Origin of the sequence: Micromonospora zhanjiangensis (assembly GCF_042650605.1) — a bacterium.
GTDB classification, from domain to species: Bacteria; Actinomycetota; Actinomycetes; order Mycobacteriales; family Micromonosporaceae; genus Micromonospora_J; species Micromonospora_J zhanjiangensis.
Genome location: NZ_JBHSBN010000003.1, coordinates 165,279 through 183,007, shown reverse-complemented (window position 1 = coordinate 183,007; position 17,729 = coordinate 165,279). Strand labels below are relative to the sequence as shown.

20 protein-coding genes, 1 other RNA gene and 1 pseudogene are annotated in these 17,729 nt (G+C 69.4%); 14 read left to right on the top strand and 8 right to left on the bottom strand.

Features of this window, described 5'->3' with window-relative positions; genetic code table 11:
* Positions 1 to 143: 143 nt before the first annotated feature.
* Positions 144 to 398, bottom strand: a complete 255-nt coding sequence (locus ACFOX0_RS06750; protein WP_377542802.1) for a hypothetical protein — start codon at positions 396 to 398, stop codon at positions 144 to 146.
* 281 nt (positions 399 to 679) lie between these two features.
* Here ACFOX0_RS06750 and ACFOX0_RS06745 point away from each other — a divergent pair, with 281 nt between their 5' ends.
* Both ACFOX0_RS06745 and ACFOX0_RS06740 read left to right on the top strand, forming a co-directional pair.
* Positions 680 to 1,444 (top strand): helix-turn-helix domain-containing protein, encoded by a 765-nt coding sequence (locus tag ACFOX0_RS06745; RefSeq protein ID WP_377542801.1) that lies wholly within the window; start codon positions 680 to 682, stop codon positions 1,442 to 1,444.
* A complete protein-coding gene (locus ACFOX0_RS06740) occupies positions 1,435 to 1,635 on the top strand; it encodes a DUF397 domain-containing protein (protein WP_377542800.1) in 201 nt (66 codons plus the stop codon). The genes ACFOX0_RS06745 and ACFOX0_RS06740 overlap by 10 nt, the downstream gene beginning before the upstream one ends.
* A 71-nt stretch (positions 1,636 to 1,706) precedes the next feature.
* Here ACFOX0_RS06740 and ACFOX0_RS06735 read toward each other — a convergent pair whose 3' ends face one another.
* Positions 1,707 to 2,156, bottom strand: coding sequence for an anthrone oxygenase family protein (locus ACFOX0_RS06735; RefSeq protein WP_377542799.1), 450 nt, complete (start codon positions 2,154 to 2,156; stop codon positions 1,707 to 1,709).
* A gap of 88 nt (positions 2,157 to 2,244) precedes the next feature.
* Between ACFOX0_RS06735 and ACFOX0_RS06730 the strand changes: the two genes are divergently transcribed.
* Positions 2,245 to 2,823, top strand: a complete 579-nt coding sequence (locus ACFOX0_RS06730; RefSeq protein WP_377542797.1) for a TetR/AcrR family transcriptional regulator — start codon at positions 2,245 to 2,247, stop codon at positions 2,821 to 2,823.
* A 400-nt stretch (positions 2,824 to 3,223) separates the two neighbouring features.
* On the opposite strand, the gene ACFOX0_RS06725 is transcribed toward ACFOX0_RS06730, so the two are convergent.
* Positions 3,224 to 3,715, bottom strand: coding sequence for a MarR family winged helix-turn-helix transcriptional regulator (locus ACFOX0_RS06725; RefSeq protein ID WP_377542796.1), 492 nt, complete (start codon positions 3,713 to 3,715; stop codon positions 3,224 to 3,226).
* 58 nt (positions 3,716 to 3,773) lie between these two features.
* Between ACFOX0_RS06725 and ACFOX0_RS06720 the strand changes: the two genes are divergently transcribed.
* Positions 3,774 to 5,006, top strand: coding sequence for an MFS transporter (locus tag ACFOX0_RS06720; protein ID WP_377542795.1), 1,233 nt, complete (start codon positions 3,774 to 3,776; stop codon positions 5,004 to 5,006).
* A gap of 163 nt (positions 5,007 to 5,169) precedes the next feature.
* Here the strand turns inward: ACFOX0_RS06720 and ACFOX0_RS06715 are convergent, their stop codons facing one another.
* Positions 5,170 to 5,406, bottom strand: a complete 237-nt coding sequence (locus ACFOX0_RS06715) for a hypothetical protein (protein ID WP_377542794.1) — start codon at positions 5,404 to 5,406, stop codon at positions 5,170 to 5,172.
* 259 nt (positions 5,407 to 5,665) lie between these two features.
* On the opposite strand from ACFOX0_RS06715, the gene ACFOX0_RS06710 reads away from it, so the two are divergent.
* The 4 genes from ACFOX0_RS06710 (at position 5,666) to ACFOX0_RS06695 (ending at position 8,247) form a co-directional block, all read left to right on the top strand.
* Positions 5,666 to 5,995: a PadR family transcriptional regulator gene (locus tag ACFOX0_RS06710; protein WP_377542793.1), complete on the top strand. Its 330-nt coding sequence runs from the start codon at positions 5,666 to 5,668 to the stop codon at positions 5,993 to 5,995.
* Positions 5,996 to 6,074: 79 nt separating this feature from the next.
* Positions 6,075 to 6,965 (top strand): hypothetical protein, encoded by an 891-nt coding sequence (locus ACFOX0_RS06705; protein ID WP_377542792.1) that lies wholly within the window; start codon positions 6,075 to 6,077, stop codon positions 6,963 to 6,965.
* Positions 6,966 to 7,105: 140 nt separating this feature from the next.
* Positions 7,106 to 7,489, top strand: a complete 384-nt coding sequence (locus ACFOX0_RS06700; RefSeq protein WP_377542791.1) for a transposase — start codon at positions 7,106 to 7,108, stop codon at positions 7,487 to 7,489.
* A 125-nt stretch (positions 7,490 to 7,614) separates the two neighbouring features.
* A complete protein-coding gene (locus tag ACFOX0_RS06695) occupies positions 7,615 to 8,247 on the top strand; it encodes a GNAT family N-acetyltransferase (RefSeq protein WP_377542790.1) in 633 nt (210 codons plus the stop codon).
* A gap of 882 nt (positions 8,248 to 9,129) precedes the next feature.
* Here ACFOX0_RS06695 and ACFOX0_RS06690 read toward each other — a convergent pair.
* Both ACFOX0_RS06690 and ACFOX0_RS06685 read right to left on the bottom strand, forming a co-directional pair.
* On the bottom strand, positions 9,130 to 10,014 hold the full coding sequence (locus ACFOX0_RS06690) for an SDR family oxidoreductase (protein ID WP_377542789.1): 885 nt from the start codon (positions 10,012 to 10,014) through the stop codon (positions 9,130 to 9,132).
* Between the two features lie 2 nt (positions 10,015 to 10,016).
* Positions 10,017 to 10,961 carry an EamA family transporter gene (locus ACFOX0_RS06685; RefSeq protein WP_377542788.1) on the bottom strand — a complete coding sequence of 315 codons (945 nt, stop codon included), beginning with the start codon at positions 10,959 to 10,961 and terminating at the stop codon, positions 10,017 to 10,019.
* Between the two features lie 103 nt (positions 10,962 to 11,064).
* On the opposite strand from ACFOX0_RS06685, the gene ACFOX0_RS06680 reads away from it, so the two are divergent.
* Positions 11,065 to 11,580 (top strand): MarR family winged helix-turn-helix transcriptional regulator, encoded by a 516-nt coding sequence (locus tag ACFOX0_RS06680; protein ID WP_377542787.1) that lies wholly within the window; start codon positions 11,065 to 11,067, stop codon positions 11,578 to 11,580.
* An 84-nt stretch (positions 11,581 to 11,664) separates the two neighbouring features.
* Entirely contained in the window at positions 11,665 to 11,949 is a 285-nt protein-coding gene (locus ACFOX0_RS06675) for an NUDIX hydrolase (protein ID WP_377542786.1), read from the top strand.
* Between the two features lie 4 nt (positions 11,950 to 11,953).
* Here the strand turns inward: ACFOX0_RS06675 and ACFOX0_RS06670 are convergent, their stop codons facing one another.
* Positions 11,954 to 12,724: a sulfite exporter TauE/SafE family protein gene (locus tag ACFOX0_RS06670; protein WP_377542784.1), complete on the bottom strand. Its 771-nt coding sequence runs from the start codon at positions 12,722 to 12,724 to the stop codon at positions 11,954 to 11,956.
* A gap of 112 nt (positions 12,725 to 12,836) precedes the next feature.
* Positions 12,837 to 13,805: a zinc-binding dehydrogenase gene (locus ACFOX0_RS06665; RefSeq protein ID WP_377543105.1), complete on the bottom strand. Its 969-nt coding sequence runs from the start codon at positions 13,803 to 13,805 to the stop codon at positions 12,837 to 12,839.
* Positions 13,806 to 13,995: 190 nt separating this feature from the next.
* Between ACFOX0_RS06665 and rnpB the strand changes: the two genes are divergently transcribed.
* From rnpB to ACFOX0_RS06650, 4 genes and pseudogenes are all read left to right on the top strand, one after another.
* Positions 13,996 to 14,413: RNase P RNA component class A (rnpB, locus tag ACFOX0_RS06660), an RNA gene on the top strand.
* A gap of 837 nt (positions 14,414 to 15,250) precedes the next feature.
* Positions 15,251 to 15,715: a hypothetical protein gene (locus tag ACFOX0_RS06655; protein ID WP_377542782.1), complete on the top strand. Its 465-nt coding sequence runs from the start codon at positions 15,251 to 15,253 to the stop codon at positions 15,713 to 15,715.
* A gap of 222 nt (positions 15,716 to 15,937) precedes the next feature.
* Positions 15,938 to 16,084: pseudogene (locus tag ACFOX0_RS34345) on the top strand (site-specific integrase); the annotation flags it as partial.
* Between the two features lie 409 nt (positions 16,085 to 16,493).
* The gene (locus tag ACFOX0_RS06650; protein WP_377542780.1) at positions 16,494 to 17,657 is read left to right on the top strand and encodes a pentapeptide repeat-containing protein; all 1,164 of its coding nucleotides are present in this window, start codon (positions 16,494 to 16,496) and stop codon (positions 17,655 to 17,657) included.
* Positions 17,658 to 17,729 lie beyond the last annotated feature (72 nt).

Genomic DNA, 17,729 nt, shown 5'->3' with positions numbered 1-17,729 from the left:
ACCCGGAGCGCCGCGACCGGGCTCAGTCGGTCAGGCGGTGCCGGTAGGCGTACCGGACGGCCTGCGCCCGGTCGCGTACCCCGGCCTTGCGGGGTCACCGGGCCTCTTGGTCGCTCGCGGAGTCCGATCGGACCCGGGCCGCGTCAGCGGCAGTCGGGTCGCAGGGGCGGATTGGCGCGCAGCCATTGCACATCGACCAACAGATTGCGCGTCACGCCGTCCACGGCCAATTGATCGGTAATGGTGACACCGACCAGGGACACCCAACGGGAACCGTCGCCCGGCTGCGTCACGTGACTGACCCGAATCGTCATGACGGGCGGGTCGAACCTCCGGGGGATCTTCCATTTCCCGGCGGGAATGGTGAGGAGATCCCCGACCCGTACGAGTTCCGGCATGCCGCTACTCCAATCCCGTCGAGAAAGGGGAGAGGGACCCCGGTCCGCTGTGCGGCGCGGTCGCCGCCCGGGGTCCCCCGTCGCTGGTCGTGCCACCGGACCCCTCGTGGGTCAGGCCCCTCAGCCCTATCTCGTCGGCACAACCGCTTAATTCCACACTGGCCCGTCCGCTCCGCCCGTGGAAGCATCAATCCATCGGCACCATCGATGTCAATCACCCGGACGAGAGCTGTAGAGAGCGGGAGAACGTGAGTGTCTTTCTAGAACTGTTCGGAGAAGAAATGCGACGGGCCCGGCAGGCGGCCGGACTGTCCCAAGAGGATCTGGCGGCGAAGATCTCCTATTCCGCCGCTCAGGTGTCCGCCGTGGAGCGGGCCGCCCGCCGGCCCTCCGGCGACCTGGCCGACCGGGTGGACACCGTGCTCGGCCTGGACGGCCGGATGTCCCGGTTGTTGGGCGCCATCCGCCACGAGGGCGCGCGACCGGAGCTGCGGCCCTGGCTGATCATCGAGGCGGAGGCCACCGCCATCCGGAGCTTCCAACTGTCCGTGATCCCCGGCCTGCTGCAGACCGAGGCGTACGCCCGGGTCGCGCTGACCGCTGGGGGAGTGCTCCCGCCGGCCCAGGTGGAGGAGCAGGCCACCCTGCGGATCGAGCGACAGGCCGTGCTCTTCCGGGACGAGCCCCCGCAGGCCGTGTTCGTGATCGACGAGCAGGTGTTGCGCCGCCCGGTGGGCGGGCCCGAGGTGATGCGGGAGCAGTTGCTGCACCTGGCGCGGCTCTCCGACGGCTACCCGCACATCCACATCCACGTCGTCCCGCTGTCCGCCGGCGCCTACGTCGGGATGGACGGGCCGCTGGCCGTGGCGACCTCCCCGCAGGGCGAAGTAACCTGCTATCTGGATGGTCAGTTGGCGGGCACACTGGTCGAGAGTCCCACCGACGTGGGCGCCGTCCTGCGTCGCTGGGAAGCCGTCCGGGGGCAGGCCCTCCCGATCGGACAGTCGAGACAACTCATAGGGGATGTGGCGGAGCAATGGACCTGACCGGCATCCGGTGGCACACCAGCACCCGGAGCAACACCCAGGGCGGCGAGTGCGTGGAGGTCGGTGACAACCTCCCCGGCGTGGTCGCCGTCCGGGACACCAAGGACCGGACCGGTGGCACCCTGCTCTTCCCGCCGGCCGCCTGGGCCGCCTTCACCGCCGCCGCCCGATCGGGCCGCCTGACCCGCTGACCACCTCGCAACGACGACGAGCCCTCGCCCACCCGTTCCGGGTGATGCGGGGGCTTCGTCGTGCGGACCGGTCAGGCAACAAGGGCGGCGGGCAGCAGGGCGAAGGCGGCGACGATGACCGCGACGCGGACGTAGTGCAGGCGGCCCCAGCGGTCCAGCTGCTGCTTCCAGTCGGCGGGCCGGTTCTCCGGGGTCCACGTCCGGTTCCGGTTGTTGATCGGGACGAGCAGCAGGATCGACATGACCACGCTGACGATCAGCAGCACGCCGGCGGTGACGACGAGGCCGTTGCCGGGCCGGTGCCAGCCGGCGGCGGCCCAGGCCGCGACCAGGACGAGCGAGCCGATGTACCAGTACGGCATCAGGGTGCCGAGCATCCGGCCGCCGTGGGCGTGGGCGAGTTGGCTGCTGTCCTCGGGGAGCGCGTCGAGGATCCGGTTCATGACGAAGGCGACGGAGAACTCCACCCCCACCATCACGCCGACGACCACGACGGTGAGGACCTGGAGTGCGTTGAACATGACCCCTCCTGAAATCTAGCGCTGCTAGCTGACGAAGCGAAGCTAGCACTACTGCCGCTCGAATGTCTAGCAGTGCTAGGATCACCTCATGTCGGTACAGCAACGCAAGGAGCGCGAACGGGCGGACCGCGAACGCCTCATCGTGGCGACGGCCCGCGAACTCGCCGAGAAGGACGGCTGGGACGCGGTCACCACCCGCCGGCTCGCCGAGCGGATCGAGTACAGCCAGCCCGTCCTCTACAGCCACTTCCGCGGCAAACGCGAGATCATCGGCGCCGTCGCCCTCCAGGGCGCCACCGAACTGGCCGCCGCGACCCGGGCCGCGACCGCCGCCGCCGACGGCCCCCGCGCCAAGGTGTACGCCCTCGCCCGCGCCTACCTCGACTTCGCCGACCGCAACCCGGCCGTCTACGACGCCATCTTCCAGCTCGACGGCGGCCTCCCCTACGCCCGGGAGGACACCCCGGCCCCTCTCAAGGACGCCTTCGCCGCCCTGCTGGAAACCCTCGAAGGGGTGGCCGGCGACGGCGTCGACCCGGGCCTGTTCACCGAAACCTTCTGGGCCGCCCTGCACGGCCTGGCCACCCTGACCCGCGCCGGCCGCCTCCCCCCGGAGCACATCGAACGCAGAACCCGCCTCCTGGTGGACCGCCTCCCGGCCCACTGAACAGCCCGCCCTGCCGCGCCCCGCACCGCAGCCCCGACCCGGCCGACACCACCGACCCGGCCGCCTCCTTACCGCAGTCGCCCTGCTCGCGTTCTTCCGTGAATCCGCCTCCCTCGGCCGGTGAATCTTTCTGTACGCCCGCCGGAAGCACCGTTCGACGCCGTCCACTGTCTATCTTGGACACTTTCTGTTCGCACCGAACGCTACTTGTCCAAGACTTTTTGATCATGACCTGGCGGGAGGGCCGCGCGGCCCGGACCGCAGGCCGTGTCCGCCGAACCCACCGGCCACCCCACCCCGCCACCGACGAGACGCACGACGCCACGCGGCACCGAGGGGATCTTGGCGTGAGCTGGCCCTTCCGAGGGCACGTTCGCGCCATGATCGCGCCGGCTTCCGGTCAGCGGGGGCGTTGGACGTGGGTGTTTAGGGAGTTGTTCAGGCGGGTCAGGAGGGCGGCTAGGTGGGTGCGGTCGGGGGCGGGCCAGTCGGCCAGGATGTCGGCGTAGAGGCGGGTGCGGGCGGCCCGGACGGCGGTCATCCGGGACAGGCCGGCGGCGGTGGGGGAGACCATCGTGCCGCGCCCGTCGCGCGGGTCCGGCTCGCGGGTGATCAGGCCGTCCCGCTGCATGGCGGTGACCTGCCGGGTCACCGTCGAGCCGTCCAGGTTGAGCCGGGCCGCCAGGGCGGAGACGTTCTGCGGCCCGACCCGGTCCAGGTGCCGCAGGATCACGTACGCCGCGCGGTCCAGCGCCCGGTGCTCGGCCGCCCGAGCGGGGCGGCCGGTGCTGGCGATGCCCGGCGTGCCGCGGCGGGTGGCCTCGCCCAACCGCATGAGAAGGGCCACTTCGGTCTCGATCACACCCAGGATCGTTTCGTCGTCGGCAGACATAGCTGTATGATACAGGAAAATTACCTGTATCATACAGCTAAATTCTGGAGGCGCGGACGTGGATCGGTCCACCGAACCCAACCGCAGTGCCATCTACGCCACCACCCTGGTGGCCTTCCTCGCGATCGCCGGCATCGCCGTGGTCGACCCGATCCTGCCGGCCATCGGCGCCGCCATCGGGGTCACCGCCTGGCAGGTCGAGCTGCTGTTCACCGCGTACATCGCGGTGATGGCCGTCGGCATGATCCCGGCCACCCTGGCCAGCGGGAAATTCGGCTTCAAGCCGGTCCTGATCACCGGGGTCTCGGTGGTCGGCGCGGCGGCCATCCTGGCCTCGTTCAGCGGCGACATCGTCCAACTGTCGGTGCTGCGTGGCGTCTGGGGGCTGGGCAACGCGATGTTCTTCGCCACCGCCATGGTGGTGCTGGTCAACCTGGCCAACGACCGCGAGTGGGTGGTCGGCCTGTTCGAGACCGCGCTGGGCCTGGGCTTCGCGGTCGGCCCGCTGATCGGCGGCCTGCTCGGCGAGGTGAGCTGGCGGCTGCCGTTCTTCGTCTGCGGCGTGTTCATGGTGCTCGCCCTCGGCGTGGCCGCCCGCAAGCTGCGCGAGCCGGCCAGCAAGCAGCCACCGGTCCGGGTAGGCCAGATCTTCGCCACCTACCGCCGGCCGGCCTTCATCGCGTTGTGCGTGGTCACCGCCGCGTACAACTTCGTCTTCTTCGTGGTGCTCGGCTACACGCCGCTCTTCCTCAAGCTGGACGTCGTACCGCTGGGGTTGGCCTTCACCGGGTGGGGCCTCGGCCTGGCCGCCGGCATCCTGCTGATCGGCCACCGGCTGGCCCACCGGATCGGCGCGGTGCAGACCGTCGGCATCGCGATCGCCGGCCTGCTGGTCTGCATGGTGCTCTTCGCCACCTCGACCGGCACCGCCGAGTCGCTGGTCGTGCTGGTGCTCGCCGGCCTGTGCATGGGCCTGGCCAACGCCAACCTCACCGACCTCGCGCTGGGCCTCGGCTCGGCCGACCGGCGGGTGGCCACCGGCGCGTTCAACCTGGTCCGTTGGGGCGCCGCCGCGCCGGCACCGATCATCGCCGGCAAGCTCGCCGAGACGTCCCTGACGCTGCCGTTCTGGGTCGGCTTCGCGGTGCTCGCCGTCGGCGTGCTGGTCTACCTCGCGTCCGCGCACGTGATGGCCGCCGGCTACGGCGAGCGCGTCCTCTGGGCACGCTGGAACCGCGCGGCCCGCGCCGCCGAGGGCGCCCCGGAGGAGCCGATCGGCGAGGTCGTCTGAGGCCGCGGCGGCCCGCCACCCCCGACTCGCACCGGGGGCGGCGGGCCGTGAGGCCGGCCGGCAACGCTGCCGGCCTCGCGTGGCCAGTCGACGGAGGCGACGAGCGACACGCCGCGAAAAACTGCAGAAGCGAGGCGGATTGCCCGCGGCATCCGCTGACCGGTTAACGCTGGCCACGATCGCCCAGGACGCGGTGGCGGTGTTCGGCGCCTTTCGAAGTCGTGTCCGCGCGGGGTTGCTCGAGGGGGCCGATGCCGGCCGCGCAGATGACGTCGAGGGTGTCGCGGCGTTTGACCTTGATCCAGTCCCGGCGGCCGCCGCGGTAGGGCTGCGCGGCGTCTTTGATGACGGGGCCCTCTTTGCCGGCGACGGCCATGTCGTCGAACCATTGGCGGGCCACGTCGAGGTCGGTGGTGGTGGGAAGAGGTTGAGCGGCGGGACCCACTCGGTGGCGAGCTGCTCGAGGAGTTTTCGCCGCTCGGTGAACGGGCGCGGCCGGACGTCTTGGCCGGCGGTGGTCAGGACGTCGAAGGCGACGTAGGAGGCAGGCTGTCGGTGGGCGAGTTGGGCGATCGGTCCCGGCGTCCGTACTGCCGACTTACCCTCCGCATTATTGGCGCCGGTTGCAATAGTGTGTGACTCACACTATTGTGATCGACATGAGCGACACGGAGGGATTCGAGACGCACCGGCAGGAGCTGCGGCGCGGCACCGTGGTGCTCGCGTGTCTGCGGATCCTGCGAACGCCCGGATACGGCTACGGGCTGCTCGAGGACCTAGCCGCGCGCGGTTTCGAGACCGACGCGAGCACGCTGTACCCCCTCCTGCGCCGGCTTGAGAAGCAGGGCTACCTGACCAGCGAGTGGGACACCGACGAGGCCCGGCCCCGCAAGTTCTACCGCACCTCCAAGGCCGGGGATCGCCTCGCCGACACTCTGACCTCCGACTGGCGCGCACTGACTCAAGCCATCGACGCGCTAGCTGCCTGACCGAGAGAGAACCGAGATGACCTCCGAACCGATCACCAACGACGACTACACCGACCGTTACGTCGAGGCGGCGACGAGAATGCTGCCGATCGACCAGCGCGAGGACTACGCCGACGAGTTGCGATCGTCGATCCGCGACCAGATCGACGATCGCATCGAACGGGGCGAGGAGCCGGCCGCCGCCGAGAAGGCGGTGCTGAACGGGCACGGCGACCCCGACGTCCTCGCCGCCGGCTACGCCGCCCGACCCCTTCACCTCCTCGGCCCTCGGTGGTACCCCACGTGGCGGCGGATCCTGCAGATCATCCTCTGGAGCGCACTGCCGCCCGTGGCGCTCGGGGTAGCGATCGGCCTCGCCGTCGAGGGCAGACCCTTCTGGGGCATCGTCGGGCCGGTGGTCGGCACCACGCTCACCGTGGGAGCTTGGATCTTCACCATCACCACGCTTACCTACATCAAGCTGGACCGAGCCGATGCGCCGAAGGGACCGTGGACGGTCGACTCTCTCCCGGTCCGTGATCCGAACGAGGGGAAGCCGTCCGGCCGCTCCGAGCGAGTGGCGGGGATCGTCGCGGTGGTTCTGGCGGTGGTCGGGCTCGTCTTTATCAGCGTCCCGTGGGATGTCCGGGGTGTCGGGCAGATGTCGGTGCTCGACTCGGTGCTGTGGCCGTGGAGCCTGATCCTCGGCATTGTGCTGATCGTCGCAGGAGCACTTGTGACGGCGCGGGCTCGGACGCTCGGGCGGTGGACGATCGGTGCCGCCATCCTGAACGCCGTGATCACGACCGTGTGGGCGGGGGCGATCATCGGCCTGACGGTGACCGGACGGCTCTTCGACCCCTCGTTCGTTGAGTTCATCGACATCGATCTCGACGCGCAGCGGGTGATCGCGGCGTGTCTGGTGGCCGGCACGATCGCGCTCGCGGGATGGTCCGCCGCGGACGGGTTCCGGAGGGCTCGCCGCCACTGACCGGGTGAAGGTGCCGCAGCGGCATCGGTCGTTCGCGCACTCAACGACCTCGCCGGCTGGTCTCTCAGCTGCACCAACTGCTACTCGAGCTCATCCCAGGTGGAGCGAAGAAGAGCCTGTCCGCCGCCCAGGCCAAGGCCTTGCTGGCCACGGTCCGGCCTCGGGACGCGGTCGGTAAGGCCCGACGCCGGGTCGCCGCGGAGCTGATCAGCGACCTCGAACGGGTCTACCGACACTCCAAGGAAGCCGACAAGGAACTGAAGGACCTGGTCGCTTCCACCGGCACCACGCTGATGGACCTGCACGGCATCGGACCCTCCGGCGCTGCCCGGCTGCTGGTCGAGGTCGGCGGCATCACCCGCTTCCCCAACCGGGCCCACTTCGCCTCCTGGAACGGCACCGCACCCATCGACGCCACTGACTCCAGCGTGACCAGCTCGCGTCCCCAAGCCGGCTCTTCGGAGAAGTCACTTCCCGGACCCGCCGCCACCCAGCTTAGAACCCCGATCCCGGCGATGCCTTGACACAGAGGGAAGCCAGATGCGGGGTCGCGATATCAAACCTCGGGCGCTTCAGCGTGCGTGCCGGTGGATATGGTTGAACCCGCACGGGTGCGTGACGCGTGGAGTGGACGGGGATGGTCGGGACGATGGTCGTGGTCGAGCGGGGAGACGAACTCGGCGAGGGATACCGGCGCCGCATCACCGAGGTCTACGTGCGCAGCTTCGCAGCGGACTTCGTCGCGTTCTCGCGCGACACCGGCAAGTTGGCCGACGCGTTCGAGCACATGCTGCTGCTCGAACGGTTCTACATCGCGCTCGTGGACGGGGAGCCCGCCGGCCTCGCCTCGCTCACCGAGGGCGACCAGACGCTGTTCGCGCCGCGCTGGCGGGAGATCCGGCGTCATCTCGGGCTGGCGCACGGGCTGCTCGGCTACGTGGTGATCCGGAGATGGTTCATGCGTCCCTTCGACGGCGCCCGGCCCGGGCTCGCCGAGATCGGGTTCGTCGCCACCGAGCCGGCTTATCAGGGTCGCGGCGTCGCGACCACGTTGCTGCGTCACCTGCTGGCGTTGCCCGGATATAGCGAGTACGTGCTCGAGGACATCAAGGACACCAACGCACCCGCCCTCGGCCTCTACGCCAAGCTCGGCTTCACGGTGTACAAGCGTCGGAAAGTGCGCTTCGCGCGACGCGCCGGATTTACCGAACTCGTGTCGATGAAGCTCGTGCAGGGCTCCACGTCGCAGCCCACCGCCGACCGATCACCCGGAGCCGTCTGACGGGAGCGTCTTTGACGTCGCCAGCTGTGCGTCCGGATCTGCCGCTGACATGGCACGCCAGTCGTCCGGACGCCCCTCACGGTCAGTACGGCATCCAGATCGCCCGTCGCGTCATCAGACGATGATCGTGGATGCCGATCTCGCCGCCAGCGCCATGCTCCGTGTGACTCACCGTGATTGCGGACGAGCCATGAACGCGAATACAACGCAGTTGGATTAAGGTCTCCTCGGCCTCAACGAGATACCGGGCCGCGTCCGGCATCTCGGTGCGGAACGCCCGCTCCAGCGCCCGCCGGTGGCGCGCCTCGAAAGTCCGGTCCCGGCCGCACCCGCCGCAGCGCCCGGTTCACGGACCGCAGCCGGCCGGCGTCGGCGGCGGCCCGGGTCTTCTCCACCGACAGCACCCTCTTGAGCTGGTCCACGTCGATGTTCGCCATAGCGGCCCCCTGCCGCCCATCCTCGCCACCGGTGCGGGCGACGTCAATGTCGCCCGGTGCGGCCTCGCGCCGTTACGCGAAAAGGCCGCCGACCCCTCGCGGGGTCGGCGGCCTTCGTCCTCGGACCGGGGTCAGCGCTGGTCGGCGGGGACGTAGTCCCGCTCGGCGTAGCCGGTGTAGGTCTGTCGCGGGCGACCCGATCTTGGTCTCCGTTCGCTGATCGCCCCCGCCGGAGGCCAGCAAGACCAGCGCAACGAGCGGCGGCATACGTACTGAGGTGTCGAGTGGCGGAAAAGCCAGCAGGCAGCGCCACCAGGAGATCTCACTCCCAAGGGCCGAGGCGCCCGGACGGCGGCAGAAGCGGACGTTCACCGAATGCGGCCCCGCAACCTGTGGGGACGGTGGCGGGGCCGCGCTGGAATCGGCTGTGGGGGCTCGATCGGTTTCAGCTGTCGTCGGCCGAGGTGAACGCTGCGGCGTGGTCGCGGACGAAGTCGACGATGTCGCGCGGGGGGCGGCCGAGAAGGTCGGCGACCGTATCGGTGGTGAGGTCTCCCCAGCCGGAGGCATACGCCTGCGCGTACTCCTCGAGCATGTCGACGATCCATGTCGGGACGCCGTAGCCGAGCAGTGTCTTGCGCTTGGTGTCGTCGCTGACCGGCAGGTATGTGACGGGCTGGTCGAGAGCGAGTTTCAATTGGTCGGCGACCTCGTCAAAGGTCAGCGAGCGCGGGCCGGTGAGGGTGTACGTCTGTCCGTGGTGGCGATCCGGGTCGTCGAGGAGCACGCGGGCAGCGCACTCGGCGATGTCGCGTACGTCGATCATGCCGATCCGTGCCGAGGCCATGTTCAGCATGAACGTGCTGGTGGCGGCGATGTCGCCCGCCTCGTTCAGCAGGTTCTGCATGAACCAGTGCGGGCGCAGGACCGTCCAGCGCATGCCGCACCGTTCGGTCTCCCGGTCGGACAGCGCGTGCAGCCTGCCGCTGCGGTTCGGCGCGTCGTGTGCCGCGCCGACGACGGACAAGCGAACGATGCGTTCCACACCGGCCTGGCGTGCGGCCCACACGGCGTTCATGTTGTGCTCTGGGGCGCGCGGGCCGTTCGGGGTGAGCAGCCAGGTGTCCTGCACGCCCTTGAAGGCGGGAGGCAGTGACCGAGCGTCATCGAGGTCACCGATGACGACCTCGACGCCCTGCTGGCGTAGGCCGTCGGCTTTGGGCTCGTCGCGGACGAGAGCGCGAAGGTTCACGTCGGCGCCCTTCAGCGCCTTCAGCAGTGCGGTGGACACGGTTCCGGTGGCTCCGGTGATCAGCACGGTGCGCGACACGTTCATGCTCCTTTGGTGGTAGCGGGGATGCGGGCCAGGTTGCGGACGGCGTCCGGGGTGAATTGCGCGGCGGCGATGGTGGTCAGCGCGAGGGCGAACCCGAGGCCCTGCCAGGGCGTCAGCGACTCATTGAGGAACAGCCAGCCCAGGATCGTGGCGACCACGGGTGAGAGCAGGGCGAGGAACGACATGGCGACCACGGGCAGCTTGCCGATGCCGTGGAACCAGGCCACGTACGAAAGCAGGGCACCCACAACCGACAGCCACGCGTAGCCGCCGATCGCACGGTGATCCAGTGCGGACGGAAGTCCCTCGAACCCGAGCGCGAGCGGGACGAGCACGAGACCGCCGAGGGTGAGCTGCCAGCCGGCGATGGTCGCTGCGCCAGCGCCCGCCGGACGTCCCCAACGTTTGGTCAGGACGACCCCGCCGGCCATCACGCCGGCAGCCACAATGCCGGCCAGGACGCCGATCAGGTCGAAGGAGATCTGGCCGCGCAGGACGATCAAGCCGACGCCCATGACGCCGACCAGGCCCCAGCCGACCCGCCAGCGCGTGGGCTCCTCACCGAGCAGCAGGTACGCCAGGCCGGCGACGAACAACGGCTGGACGGCGACGAGGGTCGCCGCGACGCCGCCCGGCAATCGATAGGCGGCGACGAACAGTAGCGCGTTGAACGCGCCGATGTTGAGGGTGCCGAGCAGCAGCGAGCGCCACAGCCACTGACCGCGCGGCAGGTTGCGCGTGACGGCGAGCAGGATCAGCCCCGCCGGCAGCGCGCGGATCACAGTGGACACCAACGGGTGACCGGGTGGGAGGAACTCGGTGGTGACCAGATACGTGGTGCCCCAGCTGATCGGCGCGGTCGCGGTCAGCGCGGTCAGTCCCAGGGTGCTGCCGGGCACGGACGCGGTGCCCGCGTCCGGCCGGCTCGGGGCCTGCGTCATGGAAACTCCTTAACGTTGAAATGTTCAACGTTGGCGAGGGTAGCCATCTGTTACGCTGGCGTCAAACAGTTTCACGTTGAGAGATTCTGGAGGTGGCAGGCTGGTGGAGGACAACGTCGACTGGCGGCTGAATCAGTGGCGGATCGAGCGGCCCGACATCGACCCCACGCCGATGGGCGTGGTGGCCCGGATCCAGCGCGCCTGCCGGCTACTCGAGCGTGAGCTTCGCGCCAACTTCGCCGCGCATGACCTGCAGCTATGGGAATTCGACGTACTGGGCACGCTGCGCCGGTCCGGGCCTCCGTATCAGCTCACTGCGGGGCAGTTGGTCGAGTCGGCGATGGTCACCTCCGGAGCGATCACCAATCGGATCGACCGCCTCGTTGCCAGAGGCCTGGTGACCCGCGAGGTCGATCCCGCCAACCGGCGCAGCGTGCTGATCACTCTGACCGAGCGCGGCCGGGACCTGATCGACGAAGTCGTCGTCGCCCATGTCGACCTGGAGGCGCAGTTGCTCAAAGAACTGAGCGGCGGTGACCAGGAACAACTCGCCGGACTACTGCGCAAACTGCTCACCAGCCTCGGCGACCACTCGCCCGGCAATCCCCTGAATCCCTAGAGACTGACTTGTAGGGATCTTGTGTCCTTCGGGTCTGAGCGCCGCGCCTCCTCGCTGAACAGCCGCCGGAGTAGCCACCGACTCGTGCTTCGCACCACCGTTGGTATGGCAGCTCATGTCGCGGCTCGCCATGCTGCGGTGGTCAGGACGGGAAGTGGCCACGTCGAGCCGGACGAGCACCCCGTGCAGGCCGCCCGCCGGGAGGCACGGGGAGAACTCGGGATCGATGCCGGCAACCTCGCCGTGACCGGCGTCGATCAGCTCCTCGCGATCATCAAAAACCGCCTCAAGAGCATCCAGCACCGCAACGACCTGCTCGACGGGTTACTCACCCACACCGGAATGACCCTCGAACTCGACACAACCTGACCATTCAAGATCTGTAGCGGTAGGCGCGGTAGAGCAGGAACAGGCCGATCGTCGTGCCGAAGACGACGATCACCACCTTCAGCACGGCCGGCGGCAACCGGCGGACCAGCAGCGCGCCGCCGTACCCGCCGACAATGGTGGCCGGGGCGAGCACCAGCACGGCCGCCCAGTCCAGCGGCCCGAACAGCGCGAACCCGACCAGCGTGGTCAACCCCAGCACCGCCGAGATCAGGTTCTTCACCGCGCTCACCCGGGCCAGCGTCTCGTCCAGCACCAGCGCCAGCCCGGCCACCAGCATCACCCCGAGCGCGGCACCGAAGTACCCGCCGTACACCGTGCCGACCCCGACCATCGTCTGCAGATAGACCGTCCGGCGGCGCGGGCTCAGGTCCCGGGGGTGGCCCACCAGCCGGCGGAGCTGGTTCTGGAACGCCAGCACCGCCGTCGCCCCGAGCACCAGGAACGGCACCACCAACTCGAACGCCCGGGCCGGGGTGAGCAGCAGCAGCGCGCACCCGGCCGCCGTGCCCAGCACCGTCGTCGGCAGCAGCGGCCACAACCGCCCCCACGGCGGCAGGTCCGCCCGGCTGCCCAACACGCTGGACGCGTACCCGGGAAACACCGCGACGGAGTTGCTCACGTTCGCCGGCACCGGCGGTAACCCGATCGCGATCAACGCCGGGAACGAGATCAGCGAACCCCCGCCGGCCACCGCGTTCACCGTGCCCGCGGCCAGTCCGGCGGCGACCAGCAACAACCCCTGACTCAACTCCATGATCCCGCCGAGGTTAGTCCCTCCCGGACCGCCCCGCCGGACGGACCTCCCGGGGCTCGCCGGCCTGCCGTCGGTCGCGGTGTCCCGGTCCGCGTCGCGACCCGAGGCTGGTTCAGCCGACCGTCAGCAGGGTCTTGCCGATTACCGCGCGGCCCTCGATGGCCGCGTGCGCCTCGGCCACCCGCTCCAGCGGGAACGTCTGCCCCACCAGCGGCCGGACCCGACCCGCCGCCGCCTCGGCCAGCGCCCGCTCCGCGTACCGCCGGGCCCGCTCCGGAGGGAACCGCACGTCCCCGATCCCGACCACGGTGATGCCGCGCCGGTCCGCGTCGGCCGCGTCCGGCACGGCGAACGAGCCGCCGGGCGTACCGTGTGCCGAGAACCGCCCCCCGTCGATCACCAGCCCGTAGGCTGCCCGCCCGTAGTCGCCGCCCGCGCCGTCGAACACCACCTCCACCCCGCCGACCGCGTCGCGTACCCGCCGGGCCCAGTCCGGATCCGCGTAGTCCACCGTGACCTCCGCGCCCAGCTCGCGCAGCCGCGCCAGCTTGCCCGCGCCGCGCGCCGCCGCGACCACCCGCCCGCCGGCCGCGGCCGCGAGCTGCACCAGCACCGCACCCAGCCCACCGCCCGCCGCCGTCACCAGCACCCGCTCCCCGGCCACCACCCCCACCAGGTCGACCAGGCCCGCGCCGGTCGTCCCGTCATGCAACAGCGCCGCCGCGTTCCGCGCCGACACCCCATCCGGTACGTCGATCAGCCCGCCTGCCGGCACCAACGCCCGCTCGACGTACCCGCCGTGCTCGCCGGTCCGACTGACCACCAGCCGCCCCACCAGCCCCGCGTCGACCCCCGCCCCCACCACCGCCACCGTGCCCGCCACCCCCACCCCCGGCCGGTACGGCGGCCGGACCGGAAAGTACGGCGCGCCCCGCCCCTGGCGGATCATCGTCTCCACCCAGAGCGTGTCCGCGACCGCCACGTCGATCACCACCTCACCCGGACCCGGCCGCGGATCGGGCACCTCCACCGGCACCAGCACCTCCGGCCCACCGAACCTCGCCACCTCGATCACCCGCATCCTCACCACGCCCTTCAGGTCCTGCTCCCGTGTCGCTGAAACCGAGCATCGAACCTGAAGCCAGCTTGAGATCAACCCCCGTGTGGCCGCCGTCTCGGCAGACGCCAGACGTATTCCTTAGCGTGGTGCCGTGCGTCGGGGCGTGGGATCGTCGGTGCGGGGCAGCACGTAGACTTGGTGGCGCGACGGACGAGTCGACCGGGCGGTCGCGTCGGTGGGCCCTCGGGCCCGCCGCCGAGGAACGTCCGGACTCCACAGGGCAGGGTGGTTGCTAACGGCAACCCGGGGCGACCCGCGGGACAGTGCCACAGAAAACAAACCGCCGGGCCCATGTGGTCCGGTAAGGGTGAAACGGTGGGGTAAGAGCCCACCAGCACCCCGGGTGACCGGGGTGGCTCGGTAAACCCCACCCGGAGCAAGGCCAAGAAAGAGTCGGCACCGCACAGTTGCCGGCTCGCGCAGACGCTTGAGGGCTGCCCGCCCGATGTCTGCGGGTAGGCCGCTGGAGCCTGTCGGCAACGGCAGGCCGAGATGGATGGCCGCCGCCGGCCCGCACCGGCAACGGTGCGCGCCGCGCACAAAATCCGGCGTACAGGTCGACTCGTCCGTCGCCCACCAGCTCAGAGCCGTAATCAAGGCTCTGAGCTGGTTCTATGTTCGGGCGTCGATGGTCGTTCTTGGTCAACATTGGGCGGCGTTTGACGGCCCACCGACGGCCCAGACGGCCCAGAGACGGCCCGGGAACCCCGACTACCCGATCAGCTGATCTCGCCTACGACGATGCTTTGGTGGGCTCGGTGGCGGCTTGGTCCTCGCCGACGGGGGTGATCGTGGGGGAGTGGGTCGGGCACGTCCTGGCGGTGGAGCTAATGCCGCGAGCCGGTGACACGGTGGTAAGCCAGTCCCGGGGTTGGACTGGCGCGGCAGCCGGAAGCCCCGACCACTACGCACACCGGGGCGACGGCTTCCGTAACGGCCTCTGTGATCCAATCCCTGGGTGGGGTGGGACGAGCGGGTGCCGGAGCTGCTGGCGCGTCTGGGGGAGTTGGGCTTGGTCGGGCTCGTCAAGATTGACAGAGAGCGGGAGCACAAGCCCTGGACTGTGGTGATCAGAGGGTCATCGGTTCAAATCCGGCGTCCCGACGTAGCGCGCTCAGGAGCACCGGCCGCCGTTGGCGCCGGTAGACGCTCTCGGTGCCCGTCATGCCGGAGGGGCCACAGAGGTGGCGATCGGTGGGCATTCCGTCTGCTGTCGATCCGGGAGGTTAAGCGGCATCGACCAGATCCCACCGCCACCCGGTCCGGCGCCTCGTGATCCGTCGGAAACCATGCATCGAGACGCATGAGCCCAAGTCCACTGTCCAAGGTTGACGGCAACGTCCGACTGATGAGATGATCATCACACTTCCGACCCAGATTCAGAGAGTATGGAGGTTTTGAGGTACATGCCGACAGTTCTGGAGGGACTCGCGCGATTTCGGCGGGCGGTTGGCGGCGTCCTCGCTTTCGTGACCACGGTGGTCGTGGTGTTTGCCGCGCCGACGCCGGCCAGCGCCGCTGAGGATTGGTACTACCTGTGTGGGGTCTACCCCTGCCAGACCGGCGTCGAAGTCGGAGCGGCGGAGGGCGTGTGCATGACGGGCCCAGCATCCACACGAGTCTGCGTCAAGTACGACGGTGACTACGTCTACGTCCTGGACGGCAAAGCCGACGGGAACGCGGCGATGGGGATAATCGACTCTGAAAAAGGCATCGGGCGTCGATACTGTCGAAACCCTCATGGCAATGGCACCTGGGCCAGGTGTAACTTCGACTGGTCCGAGTCGGGTAAAAAATCTGTTTTTGGCGGTGTCAAATACGACCACATTTCAATGTACTACGAGTTTCTGTGGTCGTTCTCCAATAACTGAACCGTCATCAGGGCGTCCCGGTGGCCGTTTCGACGGCTGTCGGGACGCTCTTCCCGATCACCATCCGGGGTTGGCACGATGCGAATGCGTCGACAGCTACAGGCCATTCGCCCCCCGCTTGGGGTAGCGACAGGTGATTGCGCCGGACGCCAGCTGAACCAGCGCACCTGCGGCGCCACCCTTAGCTTAGAGGTCGCGCAGATAGGGGGTCCGGCGATCGGCTTCTACGCCGCGGCGTTGCTCGACGCGGGGGAGAGCATCAGTGCCCTCGCCTCCTACCTCGGCCACGCCGACCCCGGCTTTACCCTCCGCGTCTACACCCACCTGATGCCGGCCAGTGAAGAACGCACCCGACGTGCGATCGATGACCCCCTTCCGCGGGCCTGTCGCCCGCATCCGGCCCGCGAGCCGTCCCGCCCCCCCTTCAAAGAATGCGTACGATCCCGCCGCCCCGGTCGGCGGTCTCGTACGTACGCTGTCCCGGCGGATCGGCGACGAGCTGCCCCGGTTCCCCACGCTGGCCGAATCGTTGGACGCCGCGTTCGCCGGACCGCTCGTCCGCCGTGCCCTGGACCGCCTGACGGCCGGGCAGTCGTTGGTCTTCGGCGCCGTGACCGTGGCGCCGTCCGCTGCTGGCCGAGTGGGCGTCCGCGTCGGAGCGCTGACCCGGGCGTCCGCGACGGGGGCTCTCTCACCGCGGTGCGCACGTACCCGGGCCTGAGAGGATGCTCTCTTGACAAGTCGAGCCGACCGGCTGTCAGCGGGCGAGAGGGGATCCGTGAATCTGGAAAAGAAGAGGTTCTGGTCGGTGGCGGCCGCACTTTTGGTCGCATTTTCTGTGATCGGCCTGCTGATTTTCTTGCTCGGACCCGTCGCATCCTGGGCAACACCCGCGGATGCGGCGCGGGCGGCATCCATCAACGCGAGCCGGCAGATCCTGTTGGCGACGCTCGCCGGAATCTTTGCCGTGGTCGGTCTCGGTTTTACCGGCCAGACCTTCTTTCTCAGCCGGCGGGGACAGCTGACGGACAGGTTTACCAAGGCGACGGGTCAGCTCGCTTCGAATCAGATCACGGAGCGGCTGGGGGGAATTTACGCGCTGGAGCACCTGATGCGCGAGTCGTCCAAGGACCATGAAGCCATCGTGGAACTCCTTGCGGCCTTCGTTCGGGAAAGGTCTCCGCAGGCGGAAGCCGGGCGGGGCGCCCCGGGGGCGGCGGTCGGGAAGCCGGAGAGTGACGTGGCTGCCGCGCTTGCCGCGATCGGGCGCAGGCCGACGCGAAAAGAGGGTGTCTCTATCAACTTGGCGGGAATTTGCCTGCGGGGAGCGAGCCTGTCCAAGGCGCGACTGGCCAGGGCCAACCTGAGCGGCTCCGACCTGCGGTCGGCGAACCTTGCCGAGTCGGACCTGTCGTCGGCGGACCTGCGGAAAACCCTGCTGGACGAGGCGGAGCTTTATCAGGCGGACCTGCGATTCGCTGACCTTCGGATGGCCGAACTGCGGAGGGCGGATCTCGCCTGGGCCAACCTGCAGCAGGTCGATGCGCGGCAAGCCCAACTGCAGGGCGCCCGGCTCGTCGGAGCGAGGCTTCGCTCCGCGCATCTCACGGCTGTCGATTTCGAGGGCGCCAGTCTGGTGCGAGCCGACCTGAGGCATGCGCGTTTGTGGCATGCCAATTTCACGGCCTCCAACCTGGCATCGGCGGAGCTTCATCGGGCAGACCTCCTGGGGGCGAACCTCAGCGAGGCGAACGTGGCGGGAACCGCCGTCCTCGACGAAGGCGCCCTAGCCATCGACAACCTGACCGAGGAGCAGATCGCGCATACCCGTAGTGATCCGCGCTCCATTCCCGGATACCCGCGTCCGGTCGACCGGTCGAAGGTCGGCCGGGCGGGCGACGAAGCCGCAAAGGCCGGGTTTGCCTTCTTCCGGTCTGAATAGTCGACAGCCGGAGCCGGCGTACGGGGCGACTCGTCCGTCGCCCACCGGGCCGTAGCCTCGGTCACGGCTGCG